The sequence below is a fragment of the Chitinophagales bacterium genome (assembly GCA_017303415.1).
Taxonomy (GTDB): Bacteria; Bacteroidota; Bacteroidia; order Chitinophagales; family Chitinophagaceae; genus SpSt-398.
In genome coordinates this window covers 587,093-606,660 of sequence record JAFLBJ010000001.1, presented here as the reverse complement: position 1 = coordinate 606,660, position 19,568 = coordinate 587,093, and the positions used below count along the sequence as shown (strand labels likewise).

The window sequence follows — 19,568 nt, the reverse complement described above, 5'->3', positions numbered from 1 at the left end:
CTGCGCTCGCCTTAATCTTAGCGTCCGCCGCGAGAAACCCCAAAAATCAGGAGAAAATAAGATACCCCACCCACGCCATTACATAGGCCAGCGCCGTCATATACACCAACTGTATCACCGGCCATTTCCAACTTTTTGTCTCGCGCTTCACCACCGCGAGTGTACTCATACACTGCATGGCAAAGACATAAAAGATCATTAGGGATATACCGGTTGCGAGGGAATAGACCTCCGTGCCATCGGGACGTCTGGCCGCTTTCATCTTTTCGCGCAAGGTGCGGTCGCTGTCATCTTCCACACTATACAACGTGGCCATGGTCCCCACAAATACTTCGCGGGCGGCAAAGGAGGTGATCAACGCGATACCAATTTTCCAATCATATCCCAATGGCTTGATGACGGGCTCAATGCCTTTGCCCAGGATACCGGCGTAGGAATGCGCCAGCTTATCCGAATTGTATTCACGTTCCAGTACGGAAGAGTCAGCCCCGGGCTGGGCGAGACGCGCCGCATAATTTTCTTCTACCTGGTTCATCCCCTTGCTGGGACCATAGGAACTCAAAAACCACAAGATCAGGCTGATGATCATGATGATCTTTCCGGCATCAAACACAAATACTTTGGCCTTGTTGATCATCGTCTGCACGACATTCTTCCACCGGGGAGAACGATAGGTGGGCAACTCAAGAATGAAAAAGCTTTTTTCATTGATATGAATAAACCACTTGGCCACCCAGGATACGATGAGGGCGAGGAAGAGCCCTAACAAGTATAACCCCATCATGACCAATCCATGCAGACTCATAAATCCCAATACCAGTTTGGAGGGAATGACCAACCCAATGAGAATGGTGTACACCGGCAATCGTGCGGAGCAACTCATCAGGGGGGTGACCAATATCGTAAGTAAGCGTTCTTTTTTATTCTCAATACTCCGGGCGCTCATGATGGCGGGTACCGCACATGCAAAACCCGAGATCATGGGCATTACGCTTTTCCCATTCAACCCCACACTCCGCATGAGACGATCGGTAAGAAAACTGATACGGGCCATATAGCCGGAGTCTTCCAGAAGGGTGATCAATCCAAACAGGATCATGATCTGGGGTACAAAGACAAGTATCCCACTTAATCCTGCGACCACGCCATTGATCAACAGATCACTCCACCAGGTTTCAGGCAATACATTGCCTAATCCCGAGCCCACTGCGGCAAAACCCGCTTCGATCCAGTCCATGGGCCAGGCGGCCAACCAAAACACACTTTGAAACAACAGGAACAATACTGCGAGGAGAATGATATATCCCCAGCGGCGGTGAAGCAGCAGGTTATCCAGTTTATCGGTAAACAGGTTTTTCTGCAGCGGATCGGGTTCTACCACGGTATTCTGCATGATGGTCTTGATCCGGGCATACCGGTCCATGATCTCATCGGCCTGTGCCTTGGTTTTATTAAAAGGGATCGAACGAATCGATTCTTCTACAAGTTGTTTTTTTGAATCAACTATATCGATCTCCCCCTGGTTGATGGCCAGGTGAAGGGCCTTGTACTCACTCAGCTCGGGCATTTTTTCGCGGATGGCCTCTACCGTACCGCCTCCCCATTTGGCGCCGGGTACAAAATCACGGGCCGGTGCTTTGTACATTTCATTGGCCGTTTGCTCCAGTACTTTCTTTAGTTCGGGTATTCCTTTGTTCTTTCTCGGGTTGATGGGAATAACCGGCACACCCAGTTCACGTTCCAATCCCGGCACATCCACAATGATCCCTTTTTTCCGCGCCAGGTCCATCATGGTAAGTGCGATCACCACAGGGGTTTTGAGGTCAATGATCTGCGAGGCAAAAAGGAGGTTACGTTTGAGACTCGAGGCATCTACGATCACCACGAGGATATCTGGTCGCTCGGGATGGTCGTCATTTAACAGGACATTATAGGTGACCCATTCATCGCCGCGTTTGGGGTAAAGGCTATAGGAACCGGGAAGGTCGAGGAATTCAGCTTGCATTTGACCTGAAAGGGAGCCTACACCGATCTTCATCTCAACGGTGACCCCGGGAAAATTGCCGACCTTCTGGTTGAGGCCCGTGAGGCAGTTGAACAGCGAGGATTTTCCGCTGTTGGGGTTGCCGACCAGGCCGATATGTATATGGGAGCCTGCCATATTAACCTGCAAAAATAGAATTATGGAGGGAGAGAGGGTTACGGATTAAGGAATTTCAGTTATCCCGAATTGTGGAGATTTTTTTGTTTCTCGCGGCGCTCGCAGAGAATTTGGCGGACGCGGCGGCCCTCCTTATTTCGACCTTTGTACAGCCGCAGCGCCCATTGCCTCTTTGCGTGCGCCGCGTGAAACCACCCAGTAATCCCCTTAACCCCAAAACCTCTACCTTCGCAAAATAAAATCCCCACTTTTCATGAAACAACTCCTTCTGACCCTCGGTTTTGTGGCTATTTCTCTTTTTTCCTTTTCCCAAAAGCTCAAAAAAGCCGAAAAACAGATCGTTGCCAACCTGCAATCCCATATTGGTTTTCTCGCCGATGATAAACTCGAAGGCCGACGCGCAGGTACCGAAGGAGAAAAAAAGGCCATGGACTATATCTCCGGCCAGTTTCAAAAAATAGGTATCCAACCCAAAGGAACCGAAGGTTATTTTCAGCCTTTTGAAATATATGATGGTAAAACCATCGATCCCGCCACACACCTGATCTTAAATGGCCATGACCTGAAAGCAGGCAAAGACTTTTACCCCTTGGCTTTTTCCGCCAACGGCAGCGTGGAAGCCTTTCCGGCCATCAGTCTGAAGGAAGAAAACACCCCCTGGTTTGTCAATGTGGCCGATATCCTGGAAGACAATGAAGAGAATCCGCATTTTGACCTGGTTACCTTTTTGCGGGATATGGCCGTGGATTATAAAAAGATGGGCGCTACCGCTATGATCTTATATAATATAGCGGGTAAAGAGGATAACCTGGTGTTTAACGCGAAAGACCGGAGTGAATTAGCACCCATTCCCATTGTTTACATAACCAAGGCCACAGCCACTCAATACCTGAAGGATGCCTCGGCCTCGATCGACCTGAAAATGAAAGTGGAGATCGGGAAGAAATACCGCACAGGACATAATGTAGTGGGTTATATTGACAATGGCGCGGCGAATACCGTGGTACTTGGTGCCCACTTTGATCACCTGGGTTATGGCGAAGATGGCAACTCGATGCTCCGCACCAGCGAGAAACTGATCCACAATGGCGCGGATGACAATGCGAGCGGTACAGCAGCCATGCTGGAACTGGCGCGTTTATTAAAAGCCACCAAATCCAAAACAAGCAATTACCTCTTTATCGCTTTCTCGGCCGAAGAGCTGGGATTGAATGGTTCAAAATATTATACCGAAAACCCAACCATCGATCTCAAATCGGTGAACTACATGATCAATATGGACATGGTGGGCCGGCTGAACGATAGCACCAAGGCGCTGACTGTGGGTGGGTATGGTACTTCACCGGTATGGGGCAAGCTGGTGAACCCGGGTACCAAATCATATTTTGTTATAAAAACAGACTCAAGTGGTACCGGTCCGAGTGACCATACCTCTTTTTACCGTAAGGATATTCCGGTGCTGTTCTTCTTCACCGGATTGCATACCGATTATCACCGTCCTTCGGATGATGCCGACAAAGTGAACTATATCGGTGAAATGCGGATCATTCAGTATATCCAAAGCATCATCAATGGAGTAAATGCCGAGAAATCCAAACTGGCCTTTACTAAAACCCGCGAAACACAAACCACTACCTCGGCACGCTTCTCCGTATCGCTGGGTGTTATGCCTGATTATACCTATACCGGTGCGGGTATGCGCCTGGATGGGATCAGCGATGGCAAGGCTGCGCAAAAAGCAGGGTTAAAGGCGGGCGATATCATTACTGCCATCGGGCCACATAGTGTGTCTTCTGTGGAAGGGTATATGCAGGCGTTGGGCAAGTTTAAAAAAGGTGATAAGACGACAGTGAAGTATAAGCGTGGGGATACGAGCGGTGAAGTTGAGGTGCAGTTTTAGTAAAACACAATGAAGTTCACACTCGATAACAAAGACCTCTCCGAAGAATTCTTCGATGGCACACGCCTTCTCGGCATCATGTGCCCCATGAAGGATTATCAATTTGCCTGGCAACTCAATGGCCTGCTGGGGCTGGACTTCCGCATCAATACCGATATTGAGATACAACTCACTAAGAAAAAAAGAAACTATTTCTTCTCTGTTTACGAATTCCGCGAACCAACGGGTTCACTCGAGCATTATATCTACAACAATCAATTTGACGGGGAATACCTCTTACCCGAATTTCGTAACCTCGACTTTCTGTGGCTGATGAAGGGCGATGTGGTCAGCGATCCCTACCTCGCACAGGTCGTCAACGATATCCGCTCGATCAGCGGGGTTCAACTGGTGACGGAACTGACGCAGGAGAAAATTCGGAATAAGGAGCACATGGTGTTCTAGCTATTAGCTTTTGGCTATTGGCTTTTAGCCTTTTCATTTTTTCGAATCAGACCTATTGTAACTTCGTATTATTATAAACAAGCTAATAGCTAACAGCTAAAAGCCAAAAGCTTCTCCCCATGTGGAAAAACGAAAACAACAAACTCTACCGCCGCTTCCAGTTCGCTGACTTTAGCGAAGCCTTTGCCTTTATGACACGCGTGGCGATTGAAGCGGAAAAAATGGAACATCACCCCGAATGGAAGAATGTGTGGAATACTGTGGAAATATGGCTCAGTACACATGATGCCGGGGATATTGTTACCGAAAAGGATCAGGAGCTGGCAAAGCGGATAGATTTACTTTTCAAGAAATAAATTTTATTTATTCATTTTATGCGTTTTACATAGGGTTCGTTTTTTTAATTTATAAACTTGTTAAACCAGGGAACTGTGGCAAAGTCTTTGTCTTAAACAAAGAAAAAACAGCCATGAAGAAAAAATGCACCTTATTAGTACTGCTCACGGTAATGAGTACACTAATTGTCACCGCTCAGTCAGATATTTATATAAAAGGCGGTTTGAATCTCGCGAATGTATCCATCACGGATGACGGAGGTATTGATGATGCCAACACACTGGGCTCCTTCCAGGTGGGATTTGTGGGAGATATTCAGTTAAGTAAATACATTTCTTTACAACCCGGTCTGTTGGTTACGGGTAAAGGCTCCAAGACACAAAGCGGTAATGTGGGCGATGCCAATTATTACCGGGCCAGCAGCAATCCCATTTATCTCGAAATACCGGCCAATCTGGTCTTTCGTGTACCCTTAGAAGGACCGAATTCCTCCTTCTTTTTTGGCGCAGGTCCCTATGTAGCGATGGGATTTGCGGGTAAACGTAAAGCCGAAGGCTCTGTAGTGGGTATTGATTTTAGCAGAGAAGACAATATTGAATTTTCGGATGATGATCCCACTACTTCAGGTGAAGAAGGCGCCGGTTTCGGAATTTTAAAGCGTTGGGATTATGGGCTGAATGGATTGGTGGGCTTTCAGGCCGACCGAGCCTTTATTGCTGTGAATTATGGGCATGGATTAGCCAAGATCCAGTCGGGCACCACGAATGGGGATGACAATAATAATAAGCATAGGGTGTTGAGTTTTGTGGTAGGGTTTAGGTTGTGATCACTGTGAGTTTTGTTTCTCGCAGCGTACGCAAAGAATTGGGCGGACGCGACGGCTTTCCTATTGCCGATCAATGTACGGCCGCAGCGCTCGTTGCCTCTTAGCGTACGCTGCGAGAAACTCAAACACCCACCACCACAACCTTCTCCCCCTTCCCTACCAACTTCCCAATCGGTTCGCCAAACCCTTCCAACCCAAACTCACTAAACACCGCCATCACTTCATTGACACTTTCGGGCTGCACGGCGATCAATAACCCGCCATTGGTCTGCGGATCGGGTAAGAGTGTAAAGGCCTCCATTACATTCACCCCTTTTTCAAACTGCACCTTGCTTCCATAGCTGCTCCAGTTGCGGGTGACCGCATCGGGGAATATTTTTTGTGAAATATAGTGTCCGATATTATTCAGTTTAGGCAAAGCCTGATAGGAGATCTGCGCACTCAATCCGCTGCCTTCGGCCATTTCAATCAGGTGGCCCAACAATCCAAAGCCGGTCACATCCGTCATGGCACTCACCCCTTTGATCGTCCCGAGTTTTTCGCCCACACGGTTCAGCGTGGTGAGTTGTTGAATAAGCGCGGGCCGGTCATCTTCGTTCAGTTGTCCTCTTTTTTGCGCGGTGGTCATGATCCCCACGCCCAGTGCTTTGGTTAAAAAGAGCAGGTCGCCTTCTTTGGCGGTATCGTTGCGTTTCAGGTTTTCGATGGGGAGGAGGCCGGTCACCGCCAGACCAAATATCGGTTCGGGTGAATCAATGCTATGTCCACCGGCCAGAGGGATACCCGCTTCTTTGCAGATGCTGCGTCCGCCATCAATGACCTGTCTGGCCACTTCAGCCGGAAGTTTATTGATCGGCCAGCCCAGCACTGCGATCGCCATCAAAGGTTTTCCACCCATGGCGTAGATATCGCTGATGGAATTGGCGGCGGCGATGCGGCCAAATTCAACCGGGTCATCTACAATCGGCATAAAGAAATCGGTGGTGGAAATAATTGCCGTGCCATTGCCCAGGTCGTACACGGCGGCATCGTCTTTCGAGCTGTTGCCTACCAGCAGGGCGGGGTCATCGGGGAGGGAGATATTTCCTTTGAGAATTTCTTCGAGAACGGCGGGGGCTATCTTGCAGCCACATCCTGCGCCGTGGGAGTATTGTGTGAGGCGGATGGGGGTTTCCATGGGGCAAAGATAGACCAGGATTTAATGATCTTATGGATTACATAGATTACAAAGATTAATTTCTCGCAGCGTACGCTAAGAGGCAACGACCGCTGCGGCCGTACATAGATCGAAAAAGGAAAGCCGCCGCGCCCGCCAAATTCTTTGCGAGCGCTGCGAGAAATAAATTCGTGTCATCAAACCCCTTTCTTTCTCCGCAACACCACCCGCGCATTCCGATTGAAATCCGCGCTAAACCTCACCATATACCTTTCATTGCCATCATATATGATCAGCAATCCTGTATTTGGCGGATAGGCCCCGAGGTTTTCCGCATACAATACCAACTCCAAACTATCGGTGCCCGCAGGAATATAAACCGTCTTCTTGATCGCCTGTGATTTCAACCCCTGGTTGGCCCAGAAGATCTCGCCATTCAATAACACACTTACGGTGTCTCCATCCACTTCTCCATTATCATACAAAGCGATCACCAAACTATCTGCCGCAAACCCGATCTCCTCCGTCTTCTCAATTTTTCTTGAGGCCAACTGGGCCGCCGGCACCACCTTAACGGGCTCGGGTTTCTTTATTTCTTCCTTCTTTGTTTCTTTTGCTACAGCCGCCTCTTTCTTTACATCTTCTTCTTTCACTTTCTTCACCTTCTCCTCTTTTACTTTGGCCACCTCTTCCTCTTTAGGCTTCTTCACTTTCTCCTCCTTCACCTTTTCCTTTTTTGCAGTCGCCACATCCTCCACTTTTATGATCACCATTTGCTTTGGCTCTTCTTTTTTATCCCAGGCCAATGACTTCTGTAAACCCAGGTCACCCAAATGTTCATACACTCTTGATTTATTCAGGTCCTTTTCTTCCTTCAAGGCTATCTTTCCGGTGATGGCATAAAATTCTCTTGTTTTATTCGTCTTCCAGGTACCATCCAACCGCCAGATACTATCCACGGGATTCATCCGAAACGTGATCGTCCTCTTTACGCGCTTGTCTAATTTTGTAAACAAATTTGTACTCACCAATTCATCATCCGTTACTTCACACACGCCATCCACAATGGTGCCTTCCACGCGCTTGACGATATAATAGAGATGATCATTTTCAAGGAATGTCGCATAGCTATACCCGTACACTTTTCCGCGGTATTCAGTGAGGGCCAGTTCAAAGGTCTGGTCATTCCGGGCCTGGGTAGAGTCGTTGGTAAGGGCGCCGGTCCATACACCGGAGAGGGTTTTTTGGGCCAAGGCGCCAATGGGAAGGAGGAGGAGTATGAGTATTAATTTTCTCATGATTGGATTTTGGGGTTTCTCGCAGCGGACGCAAAGAATTAGGCGGGCGCGGCGGCCCTCCTTTTTTCTACTATAGGACTGCCGTTGCGCTCTTTGCCTCGTTGCGTACTCCGCGTGAAACTAAAGATCAATGATTTTTAATGTGTTATCCGCACAAACTTTTTCACACAAAACCGTATGTAATAACGTTTCCAGCCCCGCTCTGTTGTGCAAACCCTTATGATACCACTTGTCGTAATACTTCAATAAGATCCGGAAACTTTCCTTCGTATTACCCTCCTGCAGAAACCGGGTCGCGTTTTTTGTCTCCAACCCTCCCAAGCGGCTGCTGATCCGCCCAATGGCCTCGATCATTTTTTCCCGGTCAAGAGCCCCGTATTCGGCAACCAGGTGGTCCAATCGTTCTTCAAAGGGAATATCCAAAAACCAGATGGGTGAGCTGCGCATCTGTTTCCAGAATTCAGGATGGATATTCACTTTCCCGATCCGCTGGCTCTCATCTTCCAACCAGATCGGCCGGTCCATGGTGCGGCGTGTATCAGTTATGGCCCCACTGCCTGTGAGGCGGTAGAGTTCAAGTCCCAACAGGTTGTCAAACATTTCCTGACTGGGTTGTTCGGGCAAACCAATATTCCCAAAGGCCGATCCTTTGTGATTGGCCAGGGCTTCCAGGTCAATGATGGCCGCGCCTTTTTCCTGGAGATTCTTCAGGAGTTCGGTCTTACCAGATCCGGTATAACCCCCCAGGATGCGGAGTTGAAAGGGCAACAAAAAACTATCGAGTACAAAACGACGGAAACTTTTATAGCCACCCACAAGCGTATGCACCTTGAACCCATAAAGGTCAAGCAGCCAGGCTACGCCGGCGGAGCGCATGCCGCCCCGCCAGCAGTAGACAAATATATTTTTGGAAGCGGGTTGTTGGGCTTGTACGATCTCTTCGGCCTTTTCGACCATGGTCCGCATTTTAGGACCAAAAAAATCGAGACCAGCCTTGATGGCCTCCTCGCGGCTTTTTTGTTTGTAGAGGGTGCCCACCACCTTGCGTTCTTCATCTGTGAATAAGGGAAAGGAAATCGCACCCGGAAAACGAGCATGGGTGTATTCGCCCGGGGACCGCACATCCAGTACCGGGTGACCGGCAGATGCTTTTAAAAATTCGTGGATGGACAGGCGGGAGATAGCCATAGGTTTGGCATTTTTGGTTCTCACAGAATACGCAGAAAGCACTGAAAAAATTCCGTGTATTCCGTGAGAGACTATCCATTCATACTCGCCAAAAACTCCTCATTGCTCTTCGTACCACGCATGCGTTTCAGCAATTCATTCATTGACTCTTCCGTATTCATGTCGGTGAGATACACGCGCAGTAAATTCATACGCTGCAGCACATCGCGCTCCAACAACAAATCATCACGACGCGTAGAAGAGGCGGTGAGGTCAATAGCCGGATAGATACGTCTGTTTGCGAGACGACGGTCGAGTTGTAATTCCATGTTACCCGTACCCTTGAATTCTTCAAAGATCACCTCGTCCATTTTCGAACCGGTGTCAACCAGGGCGGTGGCGATGATGGTGAGTGAACCACCATGTTCGATCTTACGCGCGGCCCCAAAGAATTGTTTGGGTTTCTGCATCGCATTCGCTTCCACACCACCGGATAATACTTTACCACTGGCGGGGGCTACGGTATTGTGGGCACGGGCGAGACGTGTAATTGAATCCAGCAGGATCACTACATCATGTCCGCACTCTACCAACCGCTTGGCTTTTTGCAGGGCTATCGTGGAAACTTTAACGTGTTTTTCGGCGGGTTCATCAAAGGTGGACGCGATCACTTCAGCGCGTACGCTGCGTTCCATATCGGTCACCTCTTCCGGGCGCTCATCCACCAATACCACCATCAGGTAGCACTCGGGATGGTTTTCGGCAATGGCATTGGCCACGGCTTTTAAGAGCATGGTCTTACCCGTTTTGGGTTGGGCCACGATCAATCCACGCTGCCCTTTACCAATGGGGGTGAACAGGTCCATGATCCGCGTGGAATAATTCGTGGGCGAATCAAAGAGGTTCAACTTTTCAAAGGGGAAAAGCGGGGTCAGGTAGTCAAAGGGTACACGGTCGCGCACCTCTTCCGGTTTGCGGCCATTGATGGTGTCCACTTTCAACAGGGCGAAATATTTCTCGCCTTCTTTTGGGGGACGTACCGCACCGGTAACGGTATCACCTGTTTTCAGACCAAATAATTTGATCTGAGAAGGGGATACATAAATATCATCGGGGGAGGAAAGATAGTTGTAGTCGGAGGAGCGGAGGAAACCATAGCCATCGGGCATCATTTCCAATACGCCTTCGGCGAGGATCACGCCATCAAATTCAATATTGAATTGTTGTTCGCGGCGTTGGGGATAGGATTTCACCGGGCCTTTGGGCTCTTCGGGGAAACCGCCTTCCATTTCTGATTTGATGATGGCTTCTGCTTCGGCCAGGTCAGCGGAAATCTGATCGCTGATCACTGGTATCTCTGCATCCGTATTATTGGAATCATCGGAAGTTTCGGGTTGTTCTTCTGAAACGATTTCCTGTTCAGGTTTTTTCTTGGTTGCTTTTTTCAGAATGGGTTTTTCTTCTTTGCGCGGAGCGGCTTTGCGGGGAGCGGGTTTGGCTTCGGGCTGGGGTTCATCTACCTCGGCTTCTTCAGTGGTCAGCGCCGTGCTGGTTTTGATGATACGCTTGCGCTGCTTGGGTTTGTCGCTGTCATCGGGGGCGGCTTTGGAACCGGTGATGGCCTGGCTGTCGAGGATCTTGTAGATAAGCTCCTGTTTTTCCATCTTCTTCGCATTGGGGATCTTAAGCTGCTCGGCAATATCCAACAGCTCTGGAACGAGCATGTCGTTCAATTGTAAGATGTCGTACATAAATGAATCTTGAAGTTTTCAACGGTGCCAATTCACCGGGTAAAATGATTCCAGAAATGGGTTGATTTTTATGTGAAAATGAGATCGGTAGGACTGATGAGCTTCTTATTGGGGATGTTACTTATCAGCTTTCAGGCACAATATTAAGGCATTATTATTAAAATTCAAAGTTTTGACCCAATCCCCAAAATCAACAAATCCTAAAATCCTGGTCTATATTTGCCCTTTCAATTTTTTAAGATATGTTCAACATTCGGGTGAAAATTAAGGACTTGCTCCAAACAGAGCCCACAGGTCAGGCAGTTACCGTCATGGGATGGGTGCGGAGTTTTCGTAATAATCAGTTTATTGCCCTTAATGACGGATCCACCAACACCAATCTGCAGGTTGTGGCTGAATTGGGCAAGTTTGATGAGGAACTGTTAAAAAGGGTCACGACCTCTGCTTCGCTTAAGGTTTCGGGTAAACTGGTGCCCTCCCTGGGTAAGGGCCAGAAAATGGACCTTGTAGCCGAAGAAATCAGCATATTGGGCGATAGTGATGCGGAAAAATATCCCCTGCAATTAAAGAACAGGCCCACACTCGAATACCTCCGCGAAATTGCCCACCTGCGTTTTCGTACCAATACATTTGGTTCTGTGTTTCGTGTACGCCATTCATTAGCGTTCGCGATACACAAATTCTTTAACGAGCGTGGTTTTGTGTACATGCATACACCCATCATCACCGCGAGTGATGCGGAAGGTGCCGGTGAAATGTTTCGCGTGACTACCCTGCCGCTTGATAACCCTCCGCGTAACGAGGATGGTTCGATCAATTTTAAAGAGGACTTCTTTGAAAAATCAACCAACCTTACTGTAAGCGGACAATTGGAAGGGGAACTCGCTGCCACCGCTTTTGGGGAGATCTACACCTTTGGTCCCACCTTCCGCGCCGAAAACTCGAACACCGCACGTCACCTTGCCGAGTTCTGGATGATCGAACCGGAAATGGCCTTCTATGACCTGGAAGACAATATGAACCTGGCGGAATCATTTATCAAATACATCATCCGCTATGCGCTTGACAATAACCGTGAGGATATTGAATTCCTGTCGCAACGTTTGGCTGATGAAGAAAAACAATTGCCCCAGGATAAGCGGAGCGAAATGGGATTGGTGGAGAAACTCGAGTTTGTTCTCAACAATGAATTCAAACGTCTCAGGTATACCGAAGCCATCGAAGTATTGCAAAACAGCAACCACAATAAGAAAAAGAAATTTCAATACCCCGTTACCGGTTGGGGCATGGATCTCCAGAGCGAGCATGAACGCTATCTGGTAGAAAAAGAATTCAAACGCCCGGTTATATTATATAATTACCCCAAAGACATCAAGGCCTTTTACATGCGGGTCAACGAGGATGGCAAAACCGTTGCGGCCATGGATATCCTCGCACCTGGTATTGGTGAGATCGTGGGGGGCAGCCAGCGCGAGGAAAGACTCATCGTATTGGAAAACCGGATGCAGGAAATGCATGTTCCCGTGGATGAATTAAACTGGTACCTTGATACCCGTCGCTTTGGCACCGTGCCTCACGCAGGCTTTGGACTTGGGTTTGAAAGAATGGTACAGTTTGTTACGGGTATGACAAATATTCGGGATGTGATTGCTTTCCCACGAACTCCGGGAAGTGCTTCCTTTTGATTTTTTTGGATTTCATGTATGGTTTCTCGCGGCGTACGCAAAGAGGCAACGGGCGCTGCGGCTGTACAAAGGTCGAAAAACGGAGAGCCGCCGCGTACGCCAAATTCTCCGCGTACGCCGCGTGAAACTATCCCTGATAACAATATATTATTCGTGCACACACATTACTGGCACCTTCGACTGCACCAGCAACTGCTTCGTGCTGCTTGGTTTAAATATCCCGTCGAGTAGTTTGTGTTTTTTCGGAATGGTGATCAGCAGGTCAAGATTATTTTTTTCTGCAAAGTCATTGATCCCGTCTTCGATATCTTCATGGTTAATGAAATGATAGTTCGGGTTCATGTCTTCCAGCAAGGTATGCAGCAATAAAGACTGTTCCGGAGTATCGGGTTCAAAATGTTTTCCTTCATAGTCTACATTCAGCACATGAAATTCCGCGTGCATTTCATTTACCACTGATTTGATATAGTCGGTGGGTGTGGTTTCCACCACTTGTTGAAAATCGCAGGCGAATCCCACTTTCTTGATCCCCTTTCCATATTCTTTTCCCGGCGGTACAACGATCACGGGCCATTTCAGGTGTTTGATGGCGGTGAGGGTGGTGCTGCCAAAGAGGATCCTTTCCACACCGGTCGATCCCTTGGTTCCCATGATCACGGCAAAGGGTTCCAGGTGCTGGCAAAGGTCTTCCAACTCATCAACCGTGTTCCCCATACGCGATTCAGTATATACTTTCAGTCTACCCGAGCTGATATGTTCCAGGCCGGTTTTTAATTCCTTCAGTTTTTCCTCACTGCCTTTTTTCAGTTCATCTACCGAGACCATGACCACCGGGACTTCCGTCATCGAAACGGGTACCTGGTACACATGCAACAGGGTAATACTGGCATTGATCGCCTGAGCCATATCCGCCGCGTAGTTCATGGCGTTGGTGGCAACGGGCGAAAAGTCGGTAGGAACGATTATGGTTTTCATTTTCTTTGTTTTAGCACTTTAAAGGTAGGACAGTGTGGGGGGGAAAGGGTATGATTAGCGTCATTTTTAATTATGAGACGAGGATTTTTAACCACAGAGGCGCAGAGACACAGAGGTTTTTTAAGTGAGAATTAAAGGCGGGGTGTATTTAGTTGAACGGCTGGATTTTATAGACGGTGGGTGGGTACTTTGTGATACCGTATGCAGCATTTAGAGATATATGGGCGTCTGAACAAGTGTTAGCTTTTCCTTACTTTAGCCTGAGCGTTTTTACTTAAAGTCATTGACCAACGAGCCCGTCTATAATGAACCCGAATTGCTGCGGCAATTGGCCGAGGGAAGCGAGCAAGCCTTCCGCGCGCTTTTTCTCGCATATAAGGATAAGTTATATACGTATGTTTTAAAGCTTTCCGGTTCTCCCGAGACGGCTGAGGACACGGTCCACGAGGTTTTTTTGAAATTATGGACCAAAAGAGCCGAAATTCCCCAGATCGACAACCTCAACGCGTATTTATATGGTATAGCGCGTAATCAATCCATCAATATATTCCGGCGCATGGCCAAGGAGACCCTGATCCTGTCCGAGATAGGTCGTGACCAGGGCCTCGGCACCGGCTTTGAGGGTGAGGACCGCATCACCCACAGCGAGGTGCTTGCCTCTATCCGGGCGGCGGTTGACCAGCTCACCCCCCAGCAGCGACAGGTATTTATCTTGAGCCGGCAGCAGGGACTCCGTATTGCGGAAATAGCCCGCGAACTCGGTATTGCCGAAAGAACGGTGAAGAACCATCTTCATGAGGCCCTTCGTTTTCTCCGCGAGGAGATGGGACGCCAGTATGGCTCCAATGCTATTATAATCTATGCCCTTTATCAGTTGACCGGTATCTAAGCTCCACAGCACGGAAAAAACTTTCTCTTTTTCTGGTACTACCCTTCTTCCCATTTGTCACATTATCAAAGGGTCAATTTTAGGTTAATTCATTAAAGCCTGTCCTAACTACACATTACCATGTCGAATCAACGATTGACATATCTCTTTGCGCGTTATGTGCAAGGCCAATGCGATGCCGCTGAAAAGCGGGAGCTGTCGGCCCTGGCACTTTCCCTGCAAAACGAAACCGAACTCCAACAACTTCTTGAGCGGTATTGGATCGAGGTAAAGGGCGAGGTCGTATTGCCTGAAGAAAAGACAAAGGAGTTGTTGGTGTTGATACTACACGGTGAAGCGCCTGTTGTTTCCATGGAGCCCAGGTTTCGCATTAAACATTGGTGGGCTGTAGCGGCGGTTGTTTTGTTGTTGGCTGTTGGGGGTTGGTTCTTTTTGGTTCGGGGGCCGGGGGATAAGTCCGGGGTCGGGGGTCCGGAGACGGAAGTAGTGGCGGATGTTTCCGCACCTGAAGTAAGTAAGGCCAGGGTCACATTGAGTGATGGGAGAATAGTTTCTTTAGACAGCTTACAAAATGGTCTTTTAGCGAATCAAAGCGGAGTAGAACTAATAAAACAAGCAGACGGAAAAATAGTCTATCAATACACCGGACCCTCGTCCCCGGACCCCGGACCCCTCTTTAACACTCTAACTAACCCCCGCGGCTCGAAAGTCATCGACATCACCCTTTCCGACGGTACGCGCGTCTGGCTGAATGCCGGTTCTTCTTTGCGCTACCCCGCGTCATTTGCGGCTTCGCCGTTGGATAGAAAGGTAGAGATAACAGGCGAAGCTTATTTCGAAGTAGCCCATGATAAAACAAAACCATTTTATGTAAGTAAGGGAGATATGGAGGTGATGGTGTTGGGTACACACTTTAATGTGAATGCGTATGATGATGAGGCGGATATCAGGGTGACCTTGCTCGAAGGCCGGGTTAAAGTTTCTCGCAGCGCTCGCAACGAGGCAAAGGACGCTGCGGCCTCAAAAGAATCGCCGCGTACGCCGCGAGAAATTGTATTAGCTCCCGGCCAGCAAGCCCTCCTCACGTCTCACGATTCACGTCTCACGTTAATCGCCTCTCCCGATATAGCGCAGGCCCTCGCCTGGAAAAACGGCATAACCGCCTTCCGTAACGCCGATATTCAAACCATCATGCGTCAGTTATCCCGCTGGTATGATGTAGAAATAGTTTATGAAGATAATATTCCGACACGCATTTTCACCGGCGAGGTCAGCCGTGATGCCAAGTTATCCGAGGTATTCAAAATATTGGAGTTAAGCGAGATCCATTTCCGGATTGAGGGGAAAAGAGTTGTGGTAACCAAATAATCAAATCAGATTTCCATCATTATTTCTCAACCCAAACACTGCCATTGTATGACTTTTAAAAATTTTTTCAAGTCCCTCCACTTACCCGTGGAAAAACTCACGGTGCTATTTCTATTCACCGTGGTGATCACCCTTAGTGCCCGGGCCTATACCCAGGGTATAACGCTGGAGGTAAAGAATGAATCATTGGAAAAAGTATTTCAGGAGATCAAAAAGCAGACTGGTTATCTTTTCTTTTATGAGAATAAGATCTTGGCCAATACCAAAAAGGTTAACCTCAAGGTTTCCAATGTAACGTTGGAAGAAGCACTGCGCCTCTCTTTTCAGGACCAACCCCTGAGCTATTCTATCGTGGGCAAAACGATCGTGGTGCGACCCAAGGCATTGGATAATGATATTGAATCAGGTGATAAGAGCCTGCAAGTTGTCACCCTCCCTATTGATATCAAAGGTCGTCTCACCAACGACCGCGGCGAACCGGTGGAAGGGGCGAGTATCCGGGTAAAGGGAACTGATAAGGGAACCAGTACCAATGCCAATGGGGAGTTTGAGTTGAAGGGAGTGGACGAGAATGCAGTGTTGGTGATAAGTGGGACGAATATTGAGACGGTGGAGTGGAAGGTGGGGGGGAAGAAAGAGCTGGCACTTATAGCAAAGGCAAAGGAAGTGATTGGGGAAGAGGTGGTGGTTAGTACGGGGTATCAGGATATACCGAAGGAGAGAGCGACGGGAAGTTTTGTGAAGATTGATAATGAGTTGTTGAATAGAAGAGTGGGTTCTAATATTTTAAATCGCTTGGAAGGAGTTACTAGTGGATTGAATTTCGAACCTAGAAACATCAATAGTCCAAATAAAAGCAGTTATACAATCCGCGGTATCAGTACTATTAATGCCAACGTTCGTCCTTTAATAGTAGTTGATGGATTCCCATATGACGAATCAAAAGATAATCTTAATCTTATTAATAGTTTAAATCCTAATGATATTGAGGATATTACAATATTAAAAGATGCGGCGGCGGCCTCAATTTGGGGAGCCAGAGCCGGAAATGGGGTTATTGTTATAACGACCAAAAAAGGGAAATACAACCGAAAAACAATCATACAGCTTAACAGTAACCTTACAATAGGCGAAAAGCCCAATCCCTTTTATATTCCTTTAATTTCTCCGTCAGATGAAATTGAATTGGAAAAGATACTTTTCTCCAGAAACTTTTACAATAACCAAATAAACAACAATAATTATCCTGCTCTTTCCCCTGTTGTTGAAATACTAATTAATAAAAGAAATGGCCAGATATCTGATACAGAGGCTAATACTCAAATAGAAAGTTTAAAAAAATATGACACTCGTGACGATATCAAAAAATACCTTTTTCAAAAATTAATTAACCAACAGTATTCTTTAAATATCTCAGGAGGAACTGACAAAAGTTCATTTTATGGGTCAATTGGGTATGATAAAAATAGGAGTGGTAATATAGGTGATCAAAGCAATCGCTTAACGATACGAATTGAGAATACCTACAAGCTGTTAAGAAATATTGAATTGAGTGGGTTTGTAAACTATGTGCAGATTGGCTCAAGAAATAATTCATCAATTTCAATCGGTAGTTTCAGGTATACTCGTCTAAAGGATGAAAATTATAATAATCTGCCTGTTGCTATAAATCATAGATTGTCCTATGTTGACACTGCGGTTTCTCCTGCTTTACTGGACTGGCATTATCGTCCCTTGGATGAGCTTAATAATAATAATTTTTCTTTTAAAGGTTATGATACTCGTTTTGGAGGTAGTTTGAAATGTAATATACATAGTGGACTTAATATTGAACTTAGATATCAATATCAAAAAATTCTGAATAATTCTGAAAATTATTATAGTATACAATCTTATGTTGCCAGAGATTTGATAAATAAATATATGTCTATAAACCCTGTAGACGGCGAGCTGTTTTATCCGTTTCCCAAGGGAGCTATTCTGGATCGGGATAACAATGATTTAAAGGCTTGGAATGCTAGAGGGCAAATAAATTATTCAAAAAGTTGGGATAAGCATAATTTTATTGGGCTAGCTGGTATAGAAGCAAGACAAATTACTTCCGCTGGAGGTGGTTCAAGGTTATACGGATATGATATTTTAACAGGGACCTATGCCACTTCAATAAATTATGATTCTAGCTTTAGAATAAGACCTTCTTTGGTTTCAAGAATGAAAATTCCTGTAAATACCTCATATGCTCCTGCTACATTACAACGATTCCTCAATTACTTTACAAACGCTGCATATACTTACAGAAATACATATTCATTTTCCGGCAGCTTAAGGTTTGATGGATCAAACTTTTTTGGGATTAAAGCAAATCAAAGGATAGTGCCACTTTGGTCTGCGGGATTTTTATGGGATATTACTAAATCAGGATTTTTTCATTCCGACGTAGTTTCTTTGCTTAAATTTAGAGCGACTTATGGGATCAACGGTAACTTATATAACGGGGTAGGAGCCTATACAACAATAAGATATTCCAGCTCTGATCCTTTTAGCCTGACTACTGCCCCTTATGCTACAATACAAAGCCCTCCTAATATCAATTTAAGATGGGAAAAAGTGAAGATGATTAATTTAGGTATGGATTTTCATATATGGAATGAGAGAATTCGCGGAAGTATTGAGTATTATATTAAGAAAGGTGTTGATTTGATTGGGCCCATTATAACTGATCCTACTACTGGAGTAAATAGTTTTACGGGAAATAGAGCAAGTATAAAGGGTAGAGGGGTTGATGTTTTATTAAGTACAAGAAATATTTTTGGCAAAATTGAAATATCTACCAATTTACTTTTCAATTATAATACTGATAAAGTGGTATCGTACGATGGAGTTGCAAAAACAACTTCTGCCTATGCTAATCGCGGCGGACTTGTAATTGTAAAAGGCAAACCTTTATATTCGATATTTAGCTATAAATGGGGTGGATTGAATCCAGTAAACGGTGATCCCAGAGGATTTGTTTCAGATACAATAGCATCTTATAATACTGTTTTAAGTAAAGCCAAGATTTCTGATTTAAAATATCATGGTCCTCAGACCCCAAGAGTATTTGGGTCATTAATGAATACAATTCAATTTAATAATATCTCTTTATCAGTAAATATAGTTTATAAGTTTAATTACTTTTTCAGACGAAATTCTATAGAGTACTCATCATTATTTAGTTCATGGAGCGGACATTCAGATTATGCATTGAGATGGACGAAACCGGGCGATGAGGTATTTACAAATGTTCCAAGTTTGCCGACATCGTCTAATGCGAATAGAGATTTCATGTACTTGGCATCAGATGTTTTGGTTCAGAAAGGCGATCATATTCGATTGCAGGATGTTAGGATAAGCTATGACTTTGTTAAAAGCAGTTTGAAGAAATTTCCATTTCAAAATCTACAAATTTACTGCTACACAAATAATCTTGGAATTTTATGGAGAGCAAATAAGTATTCGATTGACCCGGATTATGGCGATCAGGCAATGCCAAATCCGAGAAGTATAGCGGTGGGATTAAAATTAAGTTTGTAGAAATGTATTATGGAGTTTATTTAATTAAATAAAACTATT

The 19,568-nt window shown here is 46.2% G+C and carries 14 protein-coding genes; 8 read left to right on the top strand and 6 right to left on the bottom strand.

Features of this window, described 5'->3' with window-relative positions; translation table 11 throughout:
* Positions 1 to 46: 46 nt before the first annotated feature.
* Entirely contained in the window at positions 47 to 2,161 is a 2,115-nt protein-coding gene (gene feoB, locus J0M30_02600) for a ferrous iron transport protein B (GenBank protein ID MBN8666365.1), read from the bottom strand.
* A 253-nt stretch (positions 2,162 to 2,414) separates the two neighbouring features.
* Here feoB and J0M30_02595 point away from each other — a divergent pair, with 253 nt between their 5' ends.
* The 4 genes from J0M30_02595 to J0M30_02580 all read left to right on the top strand — a co-directional run bounded on the left by J0M30_02595 (position 2,415) and on the right by J0M30_02580 (position 5,667).
* On the top strand, positions 2,415 to 4,061 hold the full coding sequence (locus J0M30_02595) for a M20/M25/M40 family metallo-hydrolase (protein ID MBN8666364.1): 1,647 nt from the start codon (positions 2,415 to 2,417) through the stop codon (positions 4,059 to 4,061).
* Between the two features lie 9 nt (positions 4,062 to 4,070).
* A complete protein-coding gene (locus J0M30_02590; GenBank protein ID MBN8666363.1) occupies positions 4,071 to 4,505 on the top strand; it encodes an IPExxxVDY family protein in 435 nt (144 codons plus the stop codon).
* 119 nt (positions 4,506 to 4,624) lie between these two features.
* Positions 4,625 to 4,861, top strand: a complete 237-nt coding sequence (locus J0M30_02585) for a 4a-hydroxytetrahydrobiopterin dehydratase (protein MBN8666362.1) — start codon at positions 4,625 to 4,627, stop codon at positions 4,859 to 4,861.
* A gap of 113 nt (positions 4,862 to 4,974) precedes the next feature.
* On the top strand, positions 4,975 to 5,667 hold the full coding sequence (locus tag J0M30_02580) for a PorT family protein (GenBank protein MBN8666361.1): 693 nt from the start codon (positions 4,975 to 4,977) through the stop codon (positions 5,665 to 5,667).
* A gap of 121 nt (positions 5,668 to 5,788) precedes the next feature.
* On the opposite strand, the gene selD is transcribed toward J0M30_02580, so the two are convergent.
* The 4 genes from selD to rho all read right to left on the bottom strand — a co-directional run bounded on the left by selD (position 5,789) and on the right by rho (position 11,039).
* A complete protein-coding gene (gene selD, locus J0M30_02575; protein ID MBN8666360.1) occupies positions 5,789 to 6,844 on the bottom strand; it encodes a selenide, water dikinase SelD in 1,056 nt (351 codons plus the stop codon).
* A gap of 176 nt (positions 6,845 to 7,020) precedes the next feature.
* The gene (locus tag J0M30_02570) at positions 7,021 to 8,121 is read right to left on the bottom strand and encodes a hypothetical protein (protein MBN8666359.1); all 1,101 of its coding nucleotides are present in this window, start codon (positions 8,119 to 8,121) and stop codon (positions 7,021 to 7,023) included.
* Between the two features lie 120 nt (positions 8,122 to 8,241).
* A complete protein-coding gene (gene mnmH / locus J0M30_02565) occupies positions 8,242 to 9,309 on the bottom strand; it encodes a tRNA 2-selenouridine(34) synthase MnmH (GenBank protein MBN8666358.1) in 1,068 nt (355 codons plus the stop codon).
* A gap of 71 nt (positions 9,310 to 9,380) precedes the next feature.
* A complete protein-coding gene (gene rho, locus J0M30_02560; GenBank protein ID MBN8666357.1) occupies positions 9,381 to 11,039 on the bottom strand; it encodes a transcription termination factor Rho in 1,659 nt (552 codons plus the stop codon).
* Between the two features lie 242 nt (positions 11,040 to 11,281).
* Between rho and asnS the strand changes: the two genes are divergently transcribed.
* Entirely contained in the window at positions 11,282 to 12,724 is a 1,443-nt protein-coding gene (gene asnS, locus J0M30_02555) for an asparagine--tRNA ligase (protein MBN8666356.1), read from the top strand.
* A gap of 147 nt (positions 12,725 to 12,871) precedes the next feature.
* Here asnS and J0M30_02550 read toward each other — a convergent pair whose 3' ends face one another.
* Positions 12,872 to 13,699 (bottom strand): universal stress protein, encoded by an 828-nt coding sequence (locus tag J0M30_02550; protein MBN8666355.1) that lies wholly within the window; start codon positions 13,697 to 13,699, stop codon positions 12,872 to 12,874.
* A gap of 283 nt (positions 13,700 to 13,982) precedes the next feature.
* Between J0M30_02550 and J0M30_02545 the strand changes: the two genes are divergently transcribed.
* The 3 genes from J0M30_02545 to J0M30_02535 all read left to right on the top strand — a co-directional run bounded on the left by J0M30_02545 (position 13,983) and on the right by J0M30_02535 (position 19,529).
* Entirely contained in the window at positions 13,983 to 14,588 is a 606-nt protein-coding gene (locus tag J0M30_02545) for an RNA polymerase sigma-70 factor (protein MBN8666354.1), read from the top strand.
* Positions 14,589 to 14,708: 120 nt separating this feature from the next.
* Positions 14,709 to 15,956, top strand: a complete 1,248-nt coding sequence (locus J0M30_02540) for a DUF4974 domain-containing protein (protein MBN8666353.1) — start codon at positions 14,709 to 14,711, stop codon at positions 15,954 to 15,956.
* Positions 15,957 to 16,004: 48 nt separating this feature from the next.
* Complete coding sequence (locus J0M30_02535) at positions 16,005 to 19,529, top strand: SusC/RagA family TonB-linked outer membrane protein (GenBank protein ID MBN8666352.1); 3,525 nt, start codon at positions 16,005 to 16,007, stop codon at positions 19,527 to 19,529.
* Positions 19,530 to 19,568 lie beyond the last annotated feature (39 nt).